This is a genomic window from Chitinophaga sp. YR627 (assembly GCF_900114995.1).
Classification (GTDB): Bacteria; Bacteroidota; Bacteroidia; order Chitinophagales; family Chitinophagaceae; genus Chitinophaga.
Map to the genome: position 1 here is coordinate 175,091 of NZ_FOUX01000003.1, position 23,753 is coordinate 198,843.

Here is a 23,753-nt window from a genome sequence, read left to right on the forward strand (position 1 = left end):
TTTTGTTTTTACAACCGCGGGCAAAAGAAATTCTCTTCAGAATAAACTTTCTTCTTCCTGCTTATGAAGGATAAGGATAGTTCAAAGCTGTTACTACCATTCACTAGTCTTCTGAGATTAGATGCGTTCACATCATAACTGAGACCCAGCACAAAATTTTTGAAATGGAAACCTGCAAAAGGAATCGCGGAGTCATTGATACGATAGTTAGCGCCCAGCAGGAAATCAAACTCTTCATTCAGGTACGCCTGACCATATAAACCCACCACTGCTTCATGCGCATTTCCCTGACGCATGTATAAACCGTGTGGTGTAAGGCTGAATATCTCATTCAGCTTTATACGTGTACCACCATGTCCGATATACCTTACCGGTAAACGTTTATTAGAGCCTGCAGACACAAATGGATCCTGTGGTTGTGTAAGGTGTCCGGCAGAGAAACCTGCAAATGGATTGAACTGGTGATTCGGGTTACCATCGAAGAACATCACACCAGCAGCCGCGTCAAATGAATTGGAAGACGTAGTACTGATATTCTCCCCACTCGGTTTAGAGGGGTCAAATCCCATCACAGGGTCATACTGACTACCAAGTTGCCATTTCGCGGGATCTATTTTACGATTGATCATACCTGCCTGGATACCGAAGACCAGCTGACTGGTACCGGTTTCCCCAAAACGTACGCCCTGGTAGGAAAAACTGGCCATTGCGTTGAGATAGTTATATCCGGCATCACCGGCAGACATGTTTGTGATATTCAGACCTACACCAATGTTATTGGCAGCCGCGGCATCAAACGATACCCCCACCGTAGAAAAAGGCTTACCGATATTTACCCATTGATTACGATAATTAGCACTGACACGATAATCTCCATCAACAACACCTGTCAGCGCAGGGTTCAGCCACATGGGATAAGCATAATACTGGGAGAAGTGAGGATCCACCTGTGCCTTTACCCAGCCTGGCATCAATGCGATCAGCACGGTTCCGACAACAAAGAGTATATTCTTATTCTTCATAGGAAGACTTTTTTGACGTTTTTTAAGGAATGGCCGGGATAGGGGACTACCCCGGCCTTATGTATTTTCTAACCCGTTTAGCGTACGATTGTGACGGTTCCCTTCATGTTAACAACTGAACCATCCTGGAGAGTAGCGCGGAGCACCCAGATATATACACCCACCGGTTGCTGGCGGCCGCCCATTGTACCATCCCATCCGGTACGCTGATCTTTTGTTTCGAAGATCTGCTGACCAAACTGGTTGTAGTATCTCACCACCACGTTGGCAATTGTGTTGCCGTATACATAATGGATGTCGTTGAAGCCATCACCGTTTGGCGTGAAGAGGTTCGGAACGAAGATCTTGTTGCCCTGTGGGTTTTCAGCTGTACCGGTCACCGCTGCAGAGAGTGCGCTGGTTTCACAATCAGCATCACCCAGTGCTCTTACACGTATCGTTACTGACTGAGTAGGCGTCAGACCTGATACAACATGTGTCAGACCGGCAGCACCAGAGCTTGGAACGATATAAGTAGTGCCGTTATCAAGTGTTACCTCATAAGATACCGCACCAGGAACAGCAGCCCACTGGAAGGTTACCTGTGTCGGTGTTGTTTCGCTGACGGTCACTACCGGTGCATCCAGTGCTTCCAGGATATTCACCTGTACCGCTATTCTGCTGCTGCTGGTACAACCACCTGCGCTTACTACTTCCACATAGTAGGTCGTGTTCTGGTTGAGAGCAGGTGTGGTAAATGCTGCCGTTGTAGCGACTGCTGTACCACCTGTCGCTGTTGTATACCAGCGGAAGCCTGCATTTGGTGTTGTTGAAGACGCGGTAAGCGTTGCAGTAGCACCCGGACAGATAGCGGCCTCATTACCGGTTACTGTCGCATTGTTTGCCGGTGCACCTACATTCACATTGACTGTGGTACGTGCAGCGCTTGCACAACCGGAACCATTCAGTGCTTCTACATAATATGTGACGTTTGCATTAATTGGAGGCGTGATAAATGTGCTGCCTGTGCCAGCCGCTGTACCACCTGTCGGAGTGGTATACCAGCGATAGGTGAGGGCTGCATTCGGATTCTGTATGCTCAGCGTAGCTGGCTGACCCTGACAGGCTGTTACACTTGCACTGGCCACTACAGGAGCGGTAGGTGTAGTATTCACTGTCACCTGTACAATCGTGCGGCTCTGGCTTACACAACCACCGGAAGATGCCTCCACATAGTAAGTCATGTTTGTATTCAGCTGCGGAGTGGTAAACTCGGCTCCAGTGAAGCCAGCAGTACCACCTATCGCTGCTTCGTACCATTTGTAGCTGATACCAGCCTGCGGATTCTTCACAGAAAGCAGGGCAGAAGTACCGGCACAGATAGTAGCGCCATCTGCCAGCGGTGCATCGATCGTATTCACGATGGTGACAGTCACGCCTTTTCTTGCCTGGCTGCTGCAACCGGAACCATTCAGTGCTTCCACATAGAAGGTCGTATTGCCGTTCAGCGCAGCAGTGGTGTACTCAGGACCGGTAGCCAGCAGGGTACCATTAGCCGGAGCATCGTACCAGCGATAGGTCAGTGCTGCATCAGGGTTGAGTACATTGAGGGTAGCAGTACCACCTACACAGGTCACCACATTCGCAGAAGCTACATCTGGTGTTGGTGCGGCAGCATCTACTACAATGCCTGCAGTTGCGCGGCCTGTACTTACACAGGTAGTACCTGAAGCAGCCTGTACATAGTAGCTGACATTTGCGGTTACCGCTGTCACGGTGAACGTAGTGCCTGTGAAGACAAGCGTACCACCGTTCGCTGCGTCGAACCACTGGTAGTCGATACCTGCCTGCGGACTCTGAACAGAGAGCGTTACATCCTGACCAGCACATACTCTTACGCTGGCGGCAGTCAGTACCGGTACATCAGGAGACTGACCTACAGTCACTGTAACTGCTGCTCTTGTACTTGAACCAGCGCACTGGTTGTTAGTGCTTACAGCTTCTACATAGTAGGTCGTGCTTGCATTCAGGTTTGGCGTTACAAATTCAGGACCACTGAATATTGCAGTACCACCTGTTGCGGTTGTGTACCAGTTATAGGTTACACCTGTTGTAGAAGAGGTGACACGCAGTCTTGCGGTACCACCTGTACAGGTGTTTACATTATTTGATTCAAGGGTTGGAACAGGCGGAACGCTGGATACTGTTACGCTTACAGCCGCTCTTGTCGCACTGCTACAATTACCATTGGTTGCTTCCACATAGTAGGTCACCGGTGCGTTGATCACAGGTGTAGTGAAAGTGCTGCCGGTGCCGGCAAGTGTACCACCCGTAGCAGCTGTATACCAGTTATAGGTCAGTGCTGCATCCGGATTCTGAACACTCAGATCAACCGTTGTACCTGGACATGTATTTACAGCAGATGCTGTTACTGGTGTAACCGGAGCTGGTGTAACAGTGATCGTCGCTGTTGCACGACCGCCTGCATTCACACAACCACCTGCATTCACCGCCTGTACATAGTAGATCACATTGGTTGTTACACCTGTTACAGTGAAAGAGTTGCCGGTAAACACAAGCGTACCGCCGGCATTGAACCACTGGTAGTCGACACCTGTCTGCGGACTCTGTACTGACAGCGTCACATCCTGACCGGCGCAGATACTTACGGTTGCAGCTGTCAGTACCGGTTTAACAGGGATCTGATTAACAGTTACAGTCACCGCAACTCTTGCGCTTGTACCTGCACACTGGCTATTGGTGCTAACCGCCTGTACGTAATAGGTAGTACTTGCAGTCAGGTTTGGTGTTACGAATTCAGGGCCACTGAATACAGGCGTACCACCTGTTGCTGCAGTATACCAGTTATAAGTCACACCTGTTGTACTGGATGTCACACGCAGTGTTGCGGTAGCACCTGTACAGATATTTACATTATTGGATTCAAGGGCCGGAACAGGCGGAGCGCTGGACAATGTTATGTTCACAGCTGCTCTTGTTGCACTTGTACAGTTACCATTGGTTGCTTCTACATAATAAGTAGCAGGAGCATTGATCACTGGTGTAGTGAAAGTGCTGCCGGTACCTGCGATCGTACCACCAGTAGGCGTTGTATACCAGTTATAGGTCAGTGCTGCATTTGGATTCTGTACCGCCAGATCAATGGTTGTACCCGGACATGCGGTCACATTGGAAGCCGTTACCGGCGTAGCAGGAACTGGTATAACATTGAGCGATACAGCAACCCGCGGACCTGCATTCGCACAACCATTTGCATTTACGGCCTGCACATAGTAGGTGATATTGCTGGTTACCGCATTTACTACGAATACTGGTCCGGTAGATACCAGCGTACCGCCGGTTGGAGCGTCATAGAACTGATAGGCCAGGTCATTCTGCTGATCCTGTATGAATATGATGGTATTCTGACCTGAACATACATCTATATTGTTGCTTACAACAGCAGGCGTACCAGGTCTTGGAACTACCGTCACTGTAGCCGCCACTCTTGCACCTGAAGCACCACAACCGGAAGCTGTATTCACTGCCTCTACATAGTATACGGTAGTAGTTGTCAGCTGCGCAGTCGTAAATTCAGGGCCGGAGAATACCGGTGTGCCGCCTGTAGCCGTAGTATACCAGTTATAGGTAATACCTGTTGTCTGGGAAGTTACACGCAGGGTGGCAGCCGCACCTGTACATACTGAAACATTTGCAGATTCCAGGGTCGGAGTCGGCGCAGGATCACTTACCACCACACTCACTCTTGCTCTTACCGCGCTGCTACAGTTGCCACTGGTAGCTTCCACATAGTAATCAGTATCTGTATTGATAACAGGCGTTGTAAATGTTGGGCCTGTGCCTACTGCGGTACCACCGGTAGCGGTAGTATACCAGCGATAGGTAAAGCTGTTATTCGGACTTTGTACAGCCAGTGCCGCTGTTGCGCCACGGCAGATATTAACCGCAGTGCTGGCCACTGTTGGCGTACCTGGAGCAGGTGTTACCACCACGCTTGCTTTTGCACGGGCGCCTGTACTGATACAGCCATTGCTGTTTACCGCCTGTACATAGTAATCTGCACTGGCGCTTGCAGCTCTTACCACAAAGGTCGGACCGGTAGCTACCAGTGTACCACCTGTAGCGGCGTCATACCACTGATAGGTCAGGGTTGCCTGTGGATTCAGAATGGCAAGGGTTGCATCCTGACCGGCACAAACCTGTACACTTGCCGTCTGCAGTGCAGGTGTACCCGGATTCAGGGCAACACTTGCTGTTGCTGCGACTCTCGCACCGGATGCTCCACACTGTGATGCATTATTGATCGCTTCTACATAGTAAACTGTAGTCGCTGTCAGCGCACCTGTAGTAAAGGTCGCACCTGTTGATACCGGTGTACCGCCCGTCAGCGCTGTGTACCATCTGTAGGTCACACCTGCTGCAGGAGATACCACTCTGAAGGTAGCAGTACCACCAGAACATATATCCACATTCTGTGCTTCCAGTACCGGTGTTGGAGCAGCTGCACCTACACTTACGGTTGCTCTTACTCTTGAAGAGAGTATGCAGGAACCATTACCTGTTTCTACATAGAATGCAGTATCTGTATTCAGTGCGTTAGTCACATATGTTGTACCTGTAAAGAGGAGTGTACCACCTGTTGGTGCACTGTACCAGCGGGTCTGGATATTCTGACCTGTTACAGTTGCTGTCAGGGTTGCCTGCTGACCAGCGCAGATAGTTGCGTTGGTGACAGTCGGCGTTACCAGACCAGGCACCACACTTACAGTAACAGATACCCTGTTCGGATTCGCGCAATTATTGCTGGTACGTACGCTCTGTACATAATAGGTAGTCGTAGCGGTCAGCTGTGGTGTAGTGAAGCTTCCGCCATCACCTACTTTCGTACCACCTACCGGTTGTGTATACCATTCCAGTGATGAAACAGCACTACCAGTTGCTGTCAGCGTTGCTGTATTACCGCTACAGATCGTAACGTTACGAACAGCAACAGCAGGAGCAGATACCTGTCTTGTAGCATAGTAAACATTCGCTTTCACCAGTGCGGCAATAATACCTGCTCTCAGGCGTACCTGAACACGGTCGTAAGTACCACCTGGTGCAAATGCTACGGTGAATTTGCTGGAACCTGTCAGCAGACGTACACTTACGCTGCTGTTGTTCAGGAATACAGCATCATTGTTTGGATTAGCACCATTGAAGCTGGATACTTCCAGAGAACTCAGCAGACCGGCATCCACTACCTGAGCAGGCAGTTCCAGGACGATGCGTACGCTATCGCCGGCAGCTGCTGCATCCGGGAAGATGAGGCTTTGCTGTACGCTACCGCTGCCGGCAGCCAATGGTACAGAAAGTATCGAGAAGTTATTGATATCAGCATCTGTTGTATTCGCTGCATCCTGTACAGAGCAGAGTACACATACAGCTGTTGTGCTGTTTGTCTGCGCATTTGCGAAATCACACGCAGTATTTGGCGCAACAGTCACGGTCAGCGGCACTGCTGTACGCTGGCTCGGACAGCTGCCTGCGCCAGCCACCGCTTCTACATAATAAGTGATGTTGCTGGTCAGTGCCGGCGTAGTGAATGTCGGACCTGTTGCAACCGGACTACCACCTGTGGCCACCGTATACCATGCGTAGTTTACACCTGGTGTTGTGGAACTGGCTGTCAGGGCTGCTGTCTGACCAGATACCACCTGACCATTCGCTGGTACAGTTGTTACGGTCGGAGCGGCAGGCACCGTATTTACAGTAACGGTAGTAGCCGTTCTGGATGCACTTGAGCAAGCGCCTGTTACTGCCTCTACATAATAAGTAGTAGTGACTGTCAGTACCGGCGTCTGGAAGGATGCGCCTTCAAATACCGGCGTACCGCCTGTTGCTGTTGCGTACCAGCGGAAGATGACACCTGGTGTTGCAGATGTAGCCACCAGCTGTGTGCTGTTATTCGCACAAATAGTAGCACTGGTTGGCGTTACCACCGGAACAGCCGGCTGATCGATCACATTGGCAGTTACCCTTGTGCGGGTTGTATTCGCACAACCGGTAGCATTTGATGCCTCGATATAGTATACAGTCGTCGCTGTCAGCGCCGGTGTAGTATAAGATGTACCTGTGAAGAAGGCAGTACCTCCTGTCAGCGCAGTATACCAGCGATAGGTAATACCTGCCACAGGTTTCACATTGAAGACAGCAGTGCTGCCACTGCAGATGGTCAGTGCTGTCGTATCCAGTACCGGTGCATCAGGAACAGGATCTACGATAGCTGTTACCGGCACACGTTGCAGATTAGGACAATTCAGACTTGTCTTCACTGCCTCCACATAATAAGTGGTGTTTGCTGTCAGGGCAGGTGTCTGATAAGCAGTACCGGTAAAGATCGAAGTACCTCCTGTAGCGGTAGTATACCAGCGGAAGGATACATTCGCCGGACCCCTTGCTGTCAGGTTTGCACGATTGCCTGCGCAGATCGTATCTCCCTGTACCACAGGCAGACCAACCACGCGGCTTGCGAAGTTCACACTTACAGCGCTCAGGGCTGTCGCTACGCCTGAATTCAGACGTATCACGATCCTGTCAAACAGCGCTTTCGGTTTGAAGCCTACCAGTGCCTGCTGACTGCCACCCAACAGGGCAACTTTCACCAGCGGACTATTCAGCGCCACAAAGTCATTATTGGAAGTCGCTCCATTATAAGAGCCTATTTCAACTGTAGAAAGCAGGCCAATGTCAGCCAGGGAACCATCGAAAGACAAACCAATCAGGGTGCTGTCATTCAGTTCGCTGATCTGTGGGAATACCAGTGATTGCTGTACATAACCGTTCAGCAGTCCCAGTACCACGTGAAGCGTAGATTTAGTTGCGGTGCTGTTATCAACTGCCAGGGCAGGATTTTCAACAAAGCAGCCTACGCATACGCCATTGGAAGTATGTTGCTCACTGGTAGCAGCATCACAAGGAATATCATTACCACCTGGTACAACCGTAGCAGTTACAGATACTCTTGGTCCACTGATACAACCACTTGCATTCACTGCCGCAACAGAGAAGGTAGTGGTGGCTGTCAGCGGACCTGTATTGAATACAGCGCCGGTATAGATAGAATCACCGGCAGCGTTGTACCATTTATAGATCACATTTGTGCCAGTCGCGAATGCCGTGAAAATAGCACCCTGACCGACGCTTACTGTTGTACTCAGTGGCGTAACGGTGAGGTTAACCGGAGCAGGGCTCACAGTAACCGGTACCCTGGTCCTTGTAACGCTCTTACAACCATTGTTGTCAGCTTCTACATAGAACGCAGTATCAGCCGTTAATGCATTGGTCGTATAATTTGCAGTAGATGACAGTAATGTACCACCGGTTGGTGCTGTGTACCAACGGAAGCTTGCACCCGCAGGAGCTGTTGCCAGCAGGGATGCAGGACTACCTGTACAAACAGATCTGCCGGCAGCTGTCGGAGCAGCAGGCGTAGCGCCTACATTTACTCTTACCGGTACCCTGGTAGGATTAGCACAACCAAAGCGGCCTGCTTCTACATAATAGGTAGCAGATGCGGTCAATACACCGGTTGTATAGGTAGGTCCGGTCTGTACGGCCGTTCCGCCAACAGCGGTCGTATACCAGGCAAGGTTAGCACCATTCGCAGTAGTCGCATTCAGCGTTGCTGTACTACCACTACAAACATCTACACTTGCAACACTCACTACCGGACGAGGCGTCACCACTGCTGCGAAGTATACTTTCACACTTGTCAGCGCTGCCAGTACACCATTGATGCTGACCATAACGCCGTTGAAAGCTTTGGATACCGGCAATGTTACACGAAACTTGTTACCAGTATTCAGCAGGGTAAGATGTACAGTAGGATTATTCAGGAAAACAGCATCTGCGTTTGGCGTGCTGCCATTATAAGTTTCCAGTCTGATGCCACCTAGCAATGTAACGTCTGCCAGCTGACCCGGAATTTCCAGATCCAGTGTGACACTGTCACCAGCAGGATAAGTGTTGTCAAACTGTAACAGCTGACCAACATAACCTAATGCACTGACAGTAGCGGTGATCGTAGATGCTGAGTTGGAATTCTCATCCACAGCCAGCGCAGGATCAGCTACAGAACATAGCAGACATACACCGGAGATCACAGGGCTCACCTGTTGTTTCGCATAGCTACATGGCGTCGGCTCGGTTGGCAGATTGATATCTACCTGTACTCTTGTACGGGCAGAGCTGGTACAGTTGTTAGAAGGATCTCTCACCTCTACATAATATACCGCAGCCGCTGAAAGCGCCGGAGTGGTAAAGGTGGATGAATTGCTTCGCACCACATTGCCACCAGCAGGCGCGTCATACCAGTTATACTGATAAGCCGGATTCGGGCTGGTAACAGTGAAGGTAGCTGTCTGACCAGCATTGATGGTTCTCACCGTTGGCGAAACCAGTGGCTGCGGCAGACCAACAATCACATATACAGGCTTTCTGACAGGATTTACACATCCTGCAGAAGAAATTGACTCAACATAATAGATCGCGTTGGTCATATCGCTTACCTGGAAGGTTGCGCCAGTGCCCAGCACTGTGCCGCCCGCAGGCTGATTATACCAACGGAAAGTAGTACCAGGACCAGTAGCACGCAGCGTACCGGTAGTGCCCTGACAGATATAAACGGTGTCTTTCTCAACAGTCGGCGTACCTGCGTAGATCTGTGCAGAATATACCTTCAGCGCAGTCAATGCGGTGGCCAGTCCGTTGAGTTTAATATTTACCCTGTCAAAAGCCGCTCCTGGTGCAAAGGAGTAGATCAGGTCTCTGTTACCGTTCAACAGTTGCAGATTCAGCGTACCCGAATTCAGGGTCACCTGGTCAGCATTTAATGTACCTCCATTCGAAGAGGAGATCTGGATACCGGCTAATGCGCTCAGGTCAGCCAGTCCGGTAGTGAAACCAAGTTTGATACGGATGCTGTCACCTTTCACACCCGGCCCCGGGAAGATCAGGGACTGCTGGATATTGGCCCCTACACCCAGAATGGTGTGAATAATCGAAGCTGTCTTAGAACTGTTATCTACCGCAGAATCCTGCTTCTCTACATAACAACCCACACAGATACCACTTGTGATACTCTGCTGGCTGGTAGCGCCACCACAATCAATATCACCAGGATTAGCCGGTCCACCATCACCATTGAGGGTAATAGATACCGGCGTACGTAAACTGCGACAGTTCGCATTACTCTGTGAAACCGCCTCTGCATAGTAGGTCACATTACCTGTAACCGGCGGAACAGTAAACTGATTACCTACAAATACCGGTGTACCACCTGTTGGTGTACTATACCAGTTATACTGATAACCAGGATTTGGAGAAACAATATTGAAGGTTGGTGTAGTACCTTCTTCTACAGAAGCAGAAGACGGTGTAACTGTCACACCTGGGAGACCAGTTTTGATCTGAACAGGGGTACGTCTTTCGCTGCCGCAACTGTCAGCGCCGGCGGCTTCTACAAAGTAAGTTGTGTCTTTGGTAATAACAGGCGTCACAAATGTAGCACCATAACCAACCGGAGAACCGCCTGTATAAGCTGTATACCAGCGGTAGGTATAACCAGTTGGAGCGATAATGCTCAAGGTAGCCGGACTACCCGTACATACGTAGGCTGTAGCCACAGCAGGTTGTACGATCGGCGTTACTACCTGGGCATAATAGAGGTTTAGTGAAGTCAGTGCGCCCACTACTGCATTCACCCTTATTTCAATTCTGTCAAAGTCTTTGTTAGCTACGAAAGTATAGGCATTTTGCTGTACGCCGTTGAGTAAACGGATCGTCAGCAGCGGACTGGAAAGACCAGCCATTTCTGCATCCGTTGGTCTTGCACCATTGCCCAGACCGACACCGATACCACTAATCACGCCAAGATCCAGCAGACCAGTTGTGGTACCCAAACCGATACGTACAGAGTCGCCGGCTTTCCCTTTGAAAGGGAATACGACATCCTGGTAGGCATATCCTAATGCACCAACTCCCAGACGGATAGTAGATGCGGTACCTGTATTATTATCTACTGCCAGCGTAGGATTTTGCGTACCACACAGCAGACAGGCCAGACCACCTGTGCCACTGCTCTGGGTCGTTGCACCACTACAGCTCAGTGGACCGTTGCCGGTAGCGCCATTCACGTCTACTTCCACAGCAGTTCTTGTAATACTGATCAGACCATCAGTAGGAGACACGGCTTCTACATAATAGGTCTTATCCAGGAACAGGGGAGGAGTTGTCAGACTATTGCCGGTATGAACAGGAGAACCTCCTTCTTTGGTTTCATACCAGTTGAAGATCACACCAGGGATGCTGGGGAGAGATGCATTCAGCGTAGCAGTCTGCCCTGCAGTGATCGTAGCAGGACTAGGTGTTACTGTTACAGGCGTCATTGCAATCACCTCATAAATATACAGGCTGTTTTCAACCGCCAGCAGACTGCTGATATCTACCTGTGCTGCGTCGAACGTCTTAGATACCGGTATCGCTACACGGAATTTATCGATACCTGCCGTTGTTTGCAGGAGATTTACCTTTAGGAGGGGGTTGTTCAATGTCTGCGGATCATTATTGCTGACATTGTTCAGGGAAGTGGTTATACGAATACTACCCAGCAGGGAAGCATCCGCCAGGAAACCTGGTTTGCTGCCAAGTATCAGAATGATGCTATCACCACTGTGATAGATACCAGGGAAATTGATTTTCTGTCCTACAGTAGAAGCTATGCCCAGTGGCAATGACAGTCTGGACGCTGTTGTGGAATCTCCATCAGCAGCAAATGCAGGATCTGTAATACTACAAAGTGCGCAGGCTACACCACCGGTGATAGGACCTGTCTGACCAGTACCATATGTCCACAGCGGACCAGTACCACCACCAATTGTTACCGGTACAGCTGTTCTTACGAGACTGGCTGTACCCGCAGGGTCTTCCGCTTCAACATAATATGTTGTGTTACGGATCAGTGCAGGCGTTGTGAAAGCGCCGGAACCGGTGAATACAGGTGATCCACCGGTAGGGGTGGTATACCAGTTATACGTAGGATTGGTGATCCGGATAGAAGGCGTTAATGTAACACCAGTATTATAAGGTGTTTTTGCCGGGTTAGGCAATACCGATACCGGGATCATTGCGGCCACTTCATATAATTTCAGTGAGCCGGATACGCCAACCAGTCCGCCGAAATCCACCTGTACCCCATCAAAGGTTTTGGTGGCCGGGATCGTAACACGGAATTTGCGGGCATTATTCAGACCAGCGCCCAGCAACTGGACTTTTACAGTAGGTGCATCCAGTGTCACGGCGTCATTGTTGGAGACCGCCGGACCTGCGATGCTATTATTGAAGGTAGTAACTCTTACTTTGGGCAGCACAACAGCCGCCAGGTTCTCAGTAGGTGCTTCCAGGAACAGGACAATACTATCGAGCGCCTGGTATACGCCCGGTAATTTAACCAGCTGACCTACATAAGCTGCCAGTCCTAAAGGAACTGTAAGGGTAGATGCTGTGGCGGTATCACCATCAGCAGCAGCTTCCGGTGTGCTGATCGCACAGGCCGCACAGGCTACACCGCTGGTGAAAGGGCCATCCTCTTCCTGACCATAGCTCCAGATCGTACCAGGACCACCTGCTACTTTTACTGTTACAGGCGTACGCACATAGCTGCTCAGATTATCTGCAGCGCTAAATGCTTCCGCATAGTAGGTAGTGGTACGGTTTAGCAGGGGAGTAGGGAAACTGTTGCCAGTTGCAACAGGAGTACCGCCCGTAGGCGTAGTGTACCATCTGTATATAGGACCTGCAATACGGCCATCGGTAGTCGCAGAGAGGGTTACGCTGCTACCCGCCGTAATCAGTGGAGCCGCAGGGCTTACTTTTACAGGTATGGTAGCTGCCGCCTCATAAATACGTAAAGAACCAAACGCACTGAATGCGGTGGTCAGACTTACCTGAGCGGCATCAAAATCTTTGGTGACAGGGATTGTCAGGCGCACTTTAGGCGAAGTACCGAGTCCGAGACCCAGTATATTCACACCAACAGTAGTGGCGCCCAGATTGATCATGTCATTATTGGCAACATCATTATTAAATGTCTGTATCTGAATAGCAGATAATGCACCGAGCGAAACAATCTGACCCGGGATATCTACATCCAATACAATCACATCACCGGCTTTATAGTCACCAGGGAATTTTAAGAGTTGTCCGACAGCAGTCAGTGCACCTACCGGCAGTTGCAGCATGGAAGCCGTAGTCGTATCTGCATCGACAGCGGCGGCAGGATTATCTACATAACAGAGCGCACAGGCAACGCCACCAGTTACTGGGCTTACCTGCTGGTCAGCATATGTCCAGATAGGACCTGCACCACCGCTCACGCGTACAGTAACAGGCGTACGTACCGGACTTACCAGCCCATCCAGTGGATTGGTGGCAGCCACATAATAGGTCGTACTGCGTTTCAGTGGAGGTGTCGTAAAGCCTGCGCCATTAAACACGGCGGTACCACCTTCGGGAGTGGTATACCATGAATAGGTAGCGTTAGGAATTCTGATAGAAGGAGAGAAGGTAACAGTACCACCGGAATTGATCGCCGGATTGGCGGGACTTACTGTTACCGGGATAAATGCGGCAGCTTCATATACACGAAGAGAAGTAAAGGTGCTTACCAGCGTTGATAAACTGATCTGTACTTCATCAAAAGCATGTGTAATGGGAGCTGTTACCCTGAATTTAGGTGTAGAACCAAGACCAAGACCCAGTAGGTCGAGACGGATCTGGGCACTATTCAGCGGCGTAGCGTCATTATTGGAAATGCCCCCATTAAAGGAGGTCACAGTAAGTGCGGAAAGTAACTGCTGGGAATAGATCTGGTCAGGTATTTCCAGGTCAAAGGCTACCTGGTCACCCACCTGATAACTGCCATTGAACTTTAGCTTTAGTCCAACCCCTCCGGCAGCGCCCACCGGCAGAACAAGTGTAGCTGCGGTATTGGGATTGGCGTCAATAGCATTAGCCCCATCGTCAACACGGCATAATGCACAGGCAACGCCGAAGGTGACAAAGGACTGGCTGCCGGCGTAGCTCCATAGTGGTCCATCGGCAGCGCCGGCATTACGCCAGGCATTTGGTAATAATGGCGCATAGGGGTGATGCAATAGGTAATTGTCCAACCTGGAGATTGCGCCGTCTTTCACAACGGCTTTAGTTACGGGGAGCTTCTTATAGGAAGCCTTACCCACCGGTAACCCAACCAGCCAGACCAGGCAAAAGAAAATAAGAATAAAAGCTCTTAACGGGCTTTTAGGAGTAGCTTTGAAATGCATAGCAATCAATTGGTTCGGGTTATAAAGCGTGTATGTTTTTCACGGTTTGAAATACAGTTTCTCGTACCACGGATTCTGGTCATATACTCTTTAGGGGCAGGCTATGAAACTTGGGGATAAGGATAAGGGAGCTACCAGGGCTGATTTAATAAATGCATGAACACGTAGGTGGTCCTTATACAGTTGTTTTTGTTAAAAAAATGTAAAACAACAAAGCGAAAGTATGTAGGGGCTACGATTTAAAGGGAGTTCTTTTTATTCAGTATATAAAATACTGTTCATTTCGTTCATTCATTAGTTTATGAACGTTCATTTTCATTCAAAAGCTTTTTGTAATGGAAAATATTACTATGATAAGGGAGTTATCGGATAGGGAAGAGGTTCATTATCAAACGATAGATCATGCAAAAAATTGCCTTGTTATGACTACTCATTATTTATACCGGGGTAGTCCTTTCTATTACAGACCCCTAAATAGATAAGCAGTACTAATCAAAATAAAAAAGCATTCTTCCCTGATAACAGGCTATTTCACTTTGACAAGCCGTGCCAGAAACAATTAACCTTCAGATAGTTAATTAATTATCAGTTGATATCACATTGCGTTCATTTTAATCTGTTTTGTTCATTTTATCCATTTTTTATACAAATAAATCTGAACTAAAAATGGATACGTATGTTTACTTTCGAGAACCGAAATCCATTTACTCAAAATCCATTTTCTTGTCCCCGTATGATAGATCTCTCCTATGACTTTATCATAACTCTGCAAAATGAAGTATCAAGAAAGTTCGGCGCTGACACGATTACGCCCAGCGATTGCAAAAGACTCTCTGATCTCATTAGGGATGAAACTACCAAGGCCGTCAGCGAGACCACTCTGAAAAGGGTATTCGGTTTTGCAACGACCAAGCATAGTTTTTCACGTTATACGCTAAATACCTTAGCGCAATATTGTAATTACCGTGACTGGGACGATTTCCAGGCGCAGCACTATGTGCAGACCGATGGTAATGAACTGAACGACAGCAAATGGCTGGACCTTAAAAATAAGGCCGTCACCATCTCCCACTATACGATCCTTACACTGAAAAACAGATCAGGTATTCCTTTCGCCCTCACGGTACCAAGGCCTTCCTGCTTTGCCCATATCGAACGTTTCCTGGAAAGCGACTATGCCGCCACCGCGCTGATCGCACCTTCCGGCTGGGGCAAGTCAGTTACCCTCGTACATATGGCAGAACACTTCTGGTTCAGTAAAGACGCCAAGTATAAAAAAGATATCTGCTGGTTCATTCACGCACACGCTGCCGGTAGCCTCCTCCTGAGAGGATTCTCACTGGCCACCTGGCTGGATAACCAGCTGAACCTGGGCACAGGAGAGAACTTTCGCGAATACTTCGCCAGTCATTTTGATAAAATAAGGGGAAGGCTGATCTTAATTATTGACGGATTTGACGAGATCGCAGTAGCTGGTGATAAACTCAAACTACTTTATACCAAACTGGAGGAATTCGTCTATTCGAACGATCTGTTCCCCTGGGTGAAAGTGATCCTGTCTATCCGCAGCAGTACCTGGTCAGATATTTTCCAACACTCCTTACAATACCCTGCCTTCCGCAGATACTGGTACCTCGGTCCCGAAATGGACGAAGAAACCAGTATCAATGTACCCTACCTGACGGAACAGGAAGTCAAGTCTGTATTATATAATCACCGTATCGATCCGGCTACCGTGCGGACCTTTAGTGAGGGATTTCTCCAGAAACTGCGGTATCCTTATTATCTCCAGCTGTTCTGTCAGTTGAATACCGGCCCCGGACAAACGTTTGTCAATGAACATCTCAGCCTGTTCGAGATGATCTCCAGGTTTGTACAGATCAAGGTATTCAATTCCCCCACCAATACCTTCAAGGTCAAGATCATAGAAAAGCTTTTGTGGTTGCTCGACCTGGGTAAAGCGGGACAGTATACAGATAAAAATCTGCTGCTCAACAAAAACGCCGATCTGTTCCCCGCCTATAAGGAATTACTCGCTGATAATATACTGGTAGAGGAAAATCTGAGTCAGGAAGTCATGTTCCTGGTGAAAGTGCGGTTTGCCCACCAGTTCCTGCTGGAATATTTTGCCGCAATGCATTATATCAAACACGCCAATGACGTGATCGATGATAATATGCTGCAAAAGATCAATAAGCAACTGCCTGCATCTTCCTACAGGGTGGGGGTGTTCAAATGGATCGTACGGTACGCTATTAATAATGCACAACTGGAAGGTATTCACAAAATATTCTATCTGCCGCTAAGCATGATGGAAAAGTCTTATCTCCTGGAATACCTCGCCGTCCACTATCAGCATGAAGGAGAAAAACAGATGCAGCTCAGCGCCGTATTCCCACAAGGATACTTCCGCAAGAATCCGCTGAGCCGTATCATTAATGATAACTTCCTGCACTTTGGCAAAAAACGGGTGCTGACTGCCCTGCTCGATCTCTCAGAAGTAGCAGAAGATAAACTCAAGATCCGTAGTATGCTCTTCACCATGTCCATGCTTCAGCTGGATGCAGAGCATTGTGAGATGGAACTGAACAGTATCAAGAAACTGATCCCCCGCGATACAATAGATGATGAAATATGGGTATCACCCTATGACCTCTATCTGTTCATCTACGAATACATGAAATTCGGCATCATCAACGAAAGTATTAAAGACAAAATATATAATTACCCCCGCTACCTGACCGGCAGCACACGCCATGCACCTACGGTCGCACAGGAAATGGTATTCCGGATGAGTGGTCTGGCTTTTGCCATGCTGACAGATTACTCCCATATGTTCAATTATACCAAACGGATATTTGAATGTTATCCATCACTGGCACTCCAACGCACAAATCCGTTAAGATTGTCATTATTGTGCTGGCAGGCATATGCACACCTGGGACTTAACAACCTTCCCATGGCCAGCAAAATATGCCAGCATACCGATAAACTGATACGTAATTATTCCTTCGACTTTACCAACGGACGCCATATTGAAGTGTTACAGAAACTGATCATGGCTGAAGTGTATTACGAGGAAAATGAACTGAACAGGGCTATTCGAACAGCAGAAACTGCTATTGAAATTTCACAGAAAATGGATTTCAAACTGTTATTGCTGGCTGGTTATAAACTGCTCAGTAAAATGTATCCACAGGCCCGTTTTGAAAAACAATATAATCAGGCACAACAACAGATAACGCTAATCAATAAAAGCACCTCATTTAAGCACTTCGACAGGATCCTAACCACTGCCGCCAAAACTAACTAATTAGCTACCAATACATTAAAAGAAAAAATTCAGAGAAAAAAAGATCATTTCCGATCGTATTTGCAAATTTTTAGAAGTCTTCTGGCATAATTTTGCGTTATTGCATACCATAATGGCTATTGATGAAAGCAAATACACTACATTCCAACGATTTCTGCTCAATTTACTGAGCCTGCTTACTATTATACCATTAGCTCCCTATCTGAACCGCTTTATTCCTCCGCTGGTCATCAATGGCTGGCACATGGATATGGTCGTCGCGGTACTGATCACAGTTCTCTTTGCACGTCTGCTTATCTGGTTATTCCGACCATTGATCATTCCCGCTTTTTTCCTGGTATGCACTATCTTTTGCATCAACTATTTCAACGACAATTATTCGTTCAACAATGTGTTGAATGACTATATGGGAATGGTACAGGGAAACTGGGGCGCCAAGAATAACAAACAATTTGATATCCTCAGCCTTTACCCAAGAAAGGTAGAAACCTACCGGGATAAAACCGTGCGCGGTATCCGGGATAAGGTGAATTATAAAGACTCTCTTGTCAGAAACTTCTCTGTGGCACATTCACTGGAAGATTTTGATGAATACTTTCCCAAGTATGGAAAAATCTCGCGTTACCTCGCATTGTTTCATTATCTGAACCGCCATTTCAAATATGTACCGGACACTCACCGTGACGAATACTTTGCAACACCCATGGAAACCATCCAGAACGGACTGGGAGGGGATTGTGACGACCATTCCATTCTGATGGCGTCTTGCCTGCAATCCATCGGTGCACGCTGCCGTATCGTACTGATACAGGGACATGCTTATCCGGAACTTTATTGCGGCAGCAAAGAGGAGTTTGAGATCATCAAACAGGCTATTGTTACGTTATTTCCTAATCCGCCGATAAAAGAAATCCACTACCACGAAATGAAAGGCGAATATTGGATAAACCTTGACTACACGGCACGCCACCCCGGTGGTAAGTACATGAACGACAAGGTTTATGCATTGATTGAATTATGACATTAGAATGAATTTGCCATGAGCCAAATCAAAACAATCAGACGTTATCACTCATTTTTCAGGTTTAAACGGGATTTTGAACGTTACAGCTTAAGGAAAGTAAGGAGTTACGAAATTATTATTCACTGGCTGCACAAAGTTTTAAGCAGAAGCCAGTTCCTGATCCTCTCAGGTATTCTTGTAGGGCTGGTCGCCGGTATGGCGGGTGTAGTGCTGAAAGTATTGGTGCACTATATCCACTACTTTATCACCTACAGGGTGCATTTCAGCACACAGGTCATCTTCTATGCGTTATTCCCATTTCTGGGGATAATGCTGACAACCATATTAGTGCTGTGGGTCTTTAAAGGACAATCCAGAAAAGGGATCGGGCTTATTCTCCATGAAATAGCGCAGAACTCCAGTAAAATCCCATCTGTAAAAATGTATTCTCAGATCCTGCAAAGCGCCATTACCGTCGGACTAGGTGGTTCTGCGGGCCTGGAAAGCCCTATTGCAGTAACCGGTGCGGCGATCGGCAGTAATTATGCATCAAACTATAATCTTGGATATAAGGAAAGAACGTTGTTACTCGCAGCCGGTGCCACTGCCGGTATAGCAGCCTCTTTCAATGCCCCGATAGCAGGAGTAATGTTCGCCTTTGAAATATTACTCACCGGCGTTGTATTCTCTGATTTCATTCCGCTCATCCTGGCAGCAATATGCGGCAGTTTATTATCAAAAGTCATTTTGCAGGAAGAGGTGTTGTTTCACTTTGAAACAAGACAGCCTTTTAACTATCATAATGTTCCATTTTATATTGCGTTAGGTTTATTATCTGCATTATACGCCCGTTACTATATTGTGATATCGCAGCGTGTCGAACATTTTATGGCTAAACTGAACTGGCCGGCGCTCCGGAAAGCTATACTGGGAGGGCTGATCGTATCCCTGCTATGCGTGCTGATGCCACCGCTATTTGGAGAAGGTTATTCCAGTCTGAAACTACTCACCGGAGGTTTCTCAGATGAAATCATCCAAAACAGTTTCTTCCGGTATTTCCCTGAAAAGAGCTGGATATTACTGGCATTCACCGGCTTCACCTGTCTGTTGAAAGTATTTGCCACCAGCTTTACTATTCAGGGTGGAGGGAATGGTGGTAATTTTGCACCGTCCCTGTTTGCAGGTGGCTTCCTCGGCTACTTCTTTGCGCTCCTATGCACTAATTTCGGATTTCAGGATGTCCCTTTTGCCAACCTTGTCCTTGTAGGCATGGCCGGTGTAATGAGCGGTGTGATGTATGCACCGCTGACAGCTATTTTCCTCATCGCAGAATCCAGTTTTGGATATGACCTGTTCATTCCACTCATGATTGTGGCTACCATATCTTTTGTAGTGGCCAAATGGTTCTCTGCGATCTCACCCGAATTGAAGCATCTGGCAGAAGAAGGAAAGATCTTTACCAAAGCACATGACAGAAATATCCTTTCTCTCTTAAAACTGGAGACGCTGATAGAAAAAGATGTCCAGACAATTGCAGCTGATCAGAAGCTACGGGATCTCATTGAACTGATAAAGGAAGGACACCGCAATATGATCGGCGTTGTCAATGCAACAGGAGGACTGGATGGCATCATCACACTGGATGATATCCGCCCGATCATGTTCAATGCATCCCTGTATGATATTACCACCGTCAGTCAGTTTATGAAGCCACCACCGGTGACCGTCCAGTTACAGGATAATGTTGCCGATGTAATTAATAAATTTGAAGAAGTACATACATGGAACCTGCCGGTATTGGATGATAATAAACTGGTAGGCTTCGTCTCAAAATCAGGTATACTTAATCAGTACAGACTATTATTGCAGGAATACTCCTGATCAGTTAGTCCGCAAAAACCAACGATACTTAATCTGATCTATGGCCAAAATTCTGATCTTATTTGCACATCCTGCATTCGAGAAGTCAAGGGTACATGCACAACTCGTGCGTGCTATCCGGGGTATGCAGGGAATTACGCTGCATGATCTTTATGAAATATATCCGGACCTTAATATAGATGTAAGACACGAGCAATCGTTACTCTTACAGCATGATATCATATTGTTTCAACACCCGTTTTACTGGTACAGCGCTCCGGCGATGATCAAACAATGGATGGACCTTGTACTGGAACATGGCTGGGCTTATGGCCATACAGGAAATGCACTGAGGGGTAAGATAGCAGGAAACGTAATTTCTGCCGGTTCCCAGGAAACGGCCTATCATAAGGAAGGCTGGCACAGACATTCTGTGAATGATTTCCTGTTGCCTTTCAAACAGACGGCTGCTCTTTGCAACATGCAATACCTGGATCCGTTCGTGGTCTATGGCACACATAAGTTAAGCCATCAGGAGATCAGCGAAGCTGCTATCAGCTACAGACAAATGCTGGAAAATTTACGGGACGGACAATTAAAACTTCAATGACATGGAGCATTCTTACTTCTTTATAGCAATGATCTATCTGGCGGCTGCGGTGGTCTTCATACCAATTGCCAGAAAACTCGGCCTGGGTTCTGTATTGGGCTATCTGCTGGCAGGTATCGTGATCGGCCCCTCGCTGTTAGGTTTCATCGGTCATGAAGGACAGGACATTATGCATTTCGCGGAGTTTGGTGTGGTAATGATGCTCTTCCTGATAGGCATTGAGCTTGAACCGGCCTTATTGTGGAACATGCGGGCGCCGATACTGGGATTGGGTGGTTTACAGGTGCTGATCACTACGGCAATTGTCACCGGACTGGCGTTATTACTTGGACAACCTTTGAATGCATCTCTTGCATTAGGTATGACCTTGTCCTTATCGTCCACAGCGATCGTGCTGCAAAGTCTGAAAGAAAAGGGGCAGCTTTCCTCTGCCGCAGGACAGAGCGCCTTTTCCGTGCTCCTGTTCCAGGATATCGCGGTGATCCCAATGCTGGCGATCTTCCCTTTACTGGCGGGTGCAGACACCGGGAATACCGCTGCACATGAGCAGACCTTCAGGGATAATCTGCCAGCCTGGGCGCAGACGCTGATGGTATTAGGGGCGGTAACGGTGATCGTAGTAGCAGGAAGATATCTGGTAAGGCCCTTACTAAGGGTAGTGGCCAGGGCACGTGTAAGAGAACTGTTTACAGCTTTTGCTTTATTGCTGGTGGTATCTATATCGGTATTAATGAGTCTTGTCGGACTCAGTCCGGCTTTAGGTGCATTCCTGGGAGGGATCGTACTGGCCAACAGTGAATACCGTCATGAACTGGAAAGCGATATAGAGCCATTCAAAGGATTGCTCTTAGGACTGTTTTTTATGGCCGTAGGCGCCTCCATCGACTTCAGGCTGGTACTTTCTATGCCCTGGGTGATACTCGGTCTTGTAGCGGCGCTAATGCTGGTTAAAGCACTGACGCTATTTATACTGGGTAAGACTTTCCGGATCAGTATTGAGCAGAATCTGTTATTTGCGATGGCGCTTTCTCAGGTGGGAGAGTTTGCATTCGTCCTTTTATCCTTCACACAGCAGAATAATATCCTTTCCCCGCAGACAGTCAGTATTATGACCGCTGTCGTTGCTTTAAGTATGGCACTGACGCCTTTACTGTTACTACTGCATGAGCGTATTATCCTGCCACGATTCAATAAAACAACTACTGACGATACACGCGAAGCGGATGAGATCCAGGAAAAGCATCCGGTGATCATTGCCGGCTTCGGGCGTTTCGGCAATATCGTAGGCCGTTTCCTGCGTGTTAACGGTATACAGGCGACTATTCTCGACCTTGATTCAGACAGGGTAGATGCCCTGCACAATCTGGGTATCAAAGTCTATTATGGCGACGCATCCAGACATGACCTCCTGGCTTCAGCCGGTGCGGCAGATGCAAAAGTGATCATTATTGCAATGGATACGGTTGAGCAGACGCTGGAGGTAGTGAAGGTGGTAAGAAAACACTTCCCGCATCTCCAGATGCTGGTAAAAGCAGAGAATATCCCGGATACCTATGAACTGATGGATCTGGGGGTACTGCATATCTATCGGGAAACGCTGGACACTTCCCTCCGTATGGGGGCAGACGCATTACAGCTACTGGGTGTCAGAGCTTATCAGGCGCAACGTAATGTGAATACGTTCAGGAAGCAGGACGAAAAAGCACTGAAGGGGTTATCCGCTATCCGCAATGATAAAAAGCTGTATATCAATACCGTAAAAGAAAGGATTGAAGAACTGGAAAAACTGATGTCCAACGACAGAGTTACCAGGTGGAACCCGGCTACGCAGGGATGGGATGAACAATCCCTCATTGACGAGGCAAACCAGGATTAAACGTTCAGCGCTTCCTCTATACGACGGGCGATCTCCTGCAGCAGTTCAGTGTCCACCGGTTTGTCAGCATTGACATTAACGTTGCTGATAGCGCGGTATTCACCTTCTTCATCTCTTTCAAAAGTAATATCGTGGCCTTCCACGATTACTTTGAAAGAGACCCTGTATTGCTGTATCCATGGATGGATCTCCAGGATATGCGGTTTCCCTTTGAATTCAAATTTGAGTATAAATGGTTCATCCATTCCTTCCATAATTCTTCAGTTAGCACGTAAAGATATACTTATTAAAAGCTTTTATTACGGATACGCATTTTCTCTTCTCTGGAAAGCTGATGAATGCCTAACAGGGAAAAATATGCGGCTGCGCTAATAATCAGTATGTAGCCGATAAAGCCGAGTGTATGAAATAACCAGAACAGGTTCCAGTCATTAATAATAGCGTACTGTCCTACAACAGCCAGCATTGTTCCGATGATCGCAAATGCGAATGCAATTCTCTTCATAAAGGGTACGTTTTGGGATCCGTTTAAATCTTCTCGAATTAATTGATCGTAATTGTCCGTTTTTTTTCTTTTGGTTATGTCCTATTGTCTAGGGGGCAAACAAAATGCCATGGCGTTAGCGCTGCAAAGTTACTATCGGCGCGGGTTTTCACGTAGATATTTTTCCACATTTCCGGGAAGCTTGGAAATGTGAATAACCACGG

Annotated in this window: 9 protein-coding genes; 5 read left to right on the forward strand and 4 right to left on the reverse strand. The window is 47.8% G+C overall.

Translation table 11 applies throughout. The annotated features are described in order from the left end of the window. Positions 1-8 precede the first annotated feature (8 nt). Both BMZ72_RS16160 and BMZ72_RS16165 read right to left on the reverse strand, forming a co-directional pair. A complete protein-coding gene (locus BMZ72_RS16160) occupies positions 9-1,022 on the reverse strand; it encodes a PorP/SprF family type IX secretion system membrane protein (protein ID WP_089810124.1) in 1,014 nt (337 codons plus the stop codon). Between the two features lie 77 nt (positions 1,023-1,099). Continuing rightward, positions 1,100-14,383, reverse strand: coding sequence for a gliding motility-associated C-terminal domain-containing protein (locus BMZ72_RS16165; RefSeq protein WP_089810126.1), 13,284 nt, complete (start codon positions 14,381-14,383; stop codon positions 1,100-1,102). Positions 14,384-15,116: 733 nt separating this feature from the next. Here BMZ72_RS16165 and BMZ72_RS16170 point away from each other — a divergent pair. The 5 genes from BMZ72_RS16170 to BMZ72_RS16190 all read left to right on the forward strand — a co-directional run bounded on the left by BMZ72_RS16170 (position 15,117) and on the right by BMZ72_RS16190 (position 23,045). Beyond that, entirely contained in the window at positions 15,117-17,696 is a 2,580-nt protein-coding gene (locus BMZ72_RS16170; protein WP_089810128.1) for an NACHT domain-containing protein, read from the forward strand. A 112-nt stretch (positions 17,697-17,808) separates the two neighbouring features. Continuing rightward, positions 17,809-18,717, forward strand: coding sequence for a transglutaminase domain-containing protein (locus BMZ72_RS16175; RefSeq protein WP_089810130.1), 909 nt, complete (start codon positions 17,809-17,811; stop codon positions 18,715-18,717). 18 nt (positions 18,718-18,735) lie between these two features. Then, positions 18,736-20,580 (forward strand): chloride channel protein, encoded by a 1,845-nt coding sequence (locus BMZ72_RS16180; protein WP_089810132.1) that lies wholly within the window; start codon positions 18,736-18,738, stop codon positions 20,578-20,580. Positions 20,581-20,620: 40 nt separating this feature from the next. Continuing rightward, entirely contained in the window at positions 20,621-21,169 is a 549-nt protein-coding gene (locus BMZ72_RS16185) for a glutathione-regulated potassium-efflux system oxidoreductase KefF (RefSeq protein ID WP_089810134.1), read from the forward strand. Between the two features lies 1 nt (position 21,170). Further along, positions 21,171-23,045, forward strand: coding sequence for a monovalent cation:proton antiporter-2 (CPA2) family protein (locus tag BMZ72_RS16190; RefSeq protein WP_089810136.1), 1,875 nt, complete (start codon positions 21,171-21,173; stop codon positions 23,043-23,045). Here the strand turns inward: BMZ72_RS16190 and BMZ72_RS16195 are convergent. After that, the gene (locus tag BMZ72_RS16195) at positions 23,042-23,299 is read right to left on the reverse strand and encodes a hypothetical protein (protein WP_089810137.1); all 258 of its coding nucleotides are present in this window, start codon (positions 23,297-23,299) and stop codon (positions 23,042-23,044) included. The two genes, BMZ72_RS16190 and BMZ72_RS16195, sit on opposite strands and share 4 nt — an antisense overlap. Positions 23,300-23,331: 32 nt before the next feature. Next, positions 23,332-23,550, reverse strand: coding sequence for a hypothetical protein (locus BMZ72_RS16200; RefSeq protein ID WP_089810139.1), 219 nt, complete (start codon positions 23,548-23,550; stop codon positions 23,332-23,334). Between the last annotated feature and the right edge of the window lie 203 nt (positions 23,551-23,753).

Excerpts from the sequence above, each read along its gene's own strand:
- BMZ72_RS16185 (WP_089810134.1), top strand. The coding sequence starts at position 20,621 with ATGGCCAAAATTCTGATCTTATTTGCACATCCTGCATTCGAGAAGTCA.
- BMZ72_RS16165 (WP_089810126.1), bottom strand. The coding sequence starts at position 14,383 with ATGCATTTCAAAGCTACTCCTAAAAGCCCGTTAAGAGCTTTTATTCTT.
- BMZ72_RS16195 (WP_089810137.1), bottom strand. The coding sequence starts at position 23,299 with ATGGAAGGAATGGATGAACCATTTATACTCAAATTTGAATTCAAAGGG.
- BMZ72_RS16190 (WP_089810136.1), top strand. The coding sequence starts at position 21,171 with ATGGAGCATTCTTACTTCTTTATAGCAATGATCTATCTGGCGGCTGCG.
- BMZ72_RS16170 (WP_089810128.1), top strand. The coding sequence starts at position 15,117 with ATGATAGATCTCTCCTATGACTTTATCATAACTCTGCAAAATGAAGTA.
- BMZ72_RS16200 (WP_089810139.1), bottom strand. The coding sequence starts at position 23,550 with ATGAAGAGAATTGCATTCGCATTTGCGATCATCGGAACAATGCTGGCT.
- BMZ72_RS16180 (WP_089810132.1), top strand. The coding sequence starts at position 18,736 with ATGAGCCAAATCAAAACAATCAGACGTTATCACTCATTTTTCAGGTTT.
- BMZ72_RS16160 (WP_089810124.1), bottom strand. The coding sequence starts at position 1,022 with ATGAAGAATAAGAATATACTCTTTGTTGTCGGAACCGTGCTGATCGCA.
- BMZ72_RS16175 (WP_089810130.1), top strand. The coding sequence starts at position 17,809 with ATGGCTATTGATGAAAGCAAATACACTACATTCCAACGATTTCTGCTC.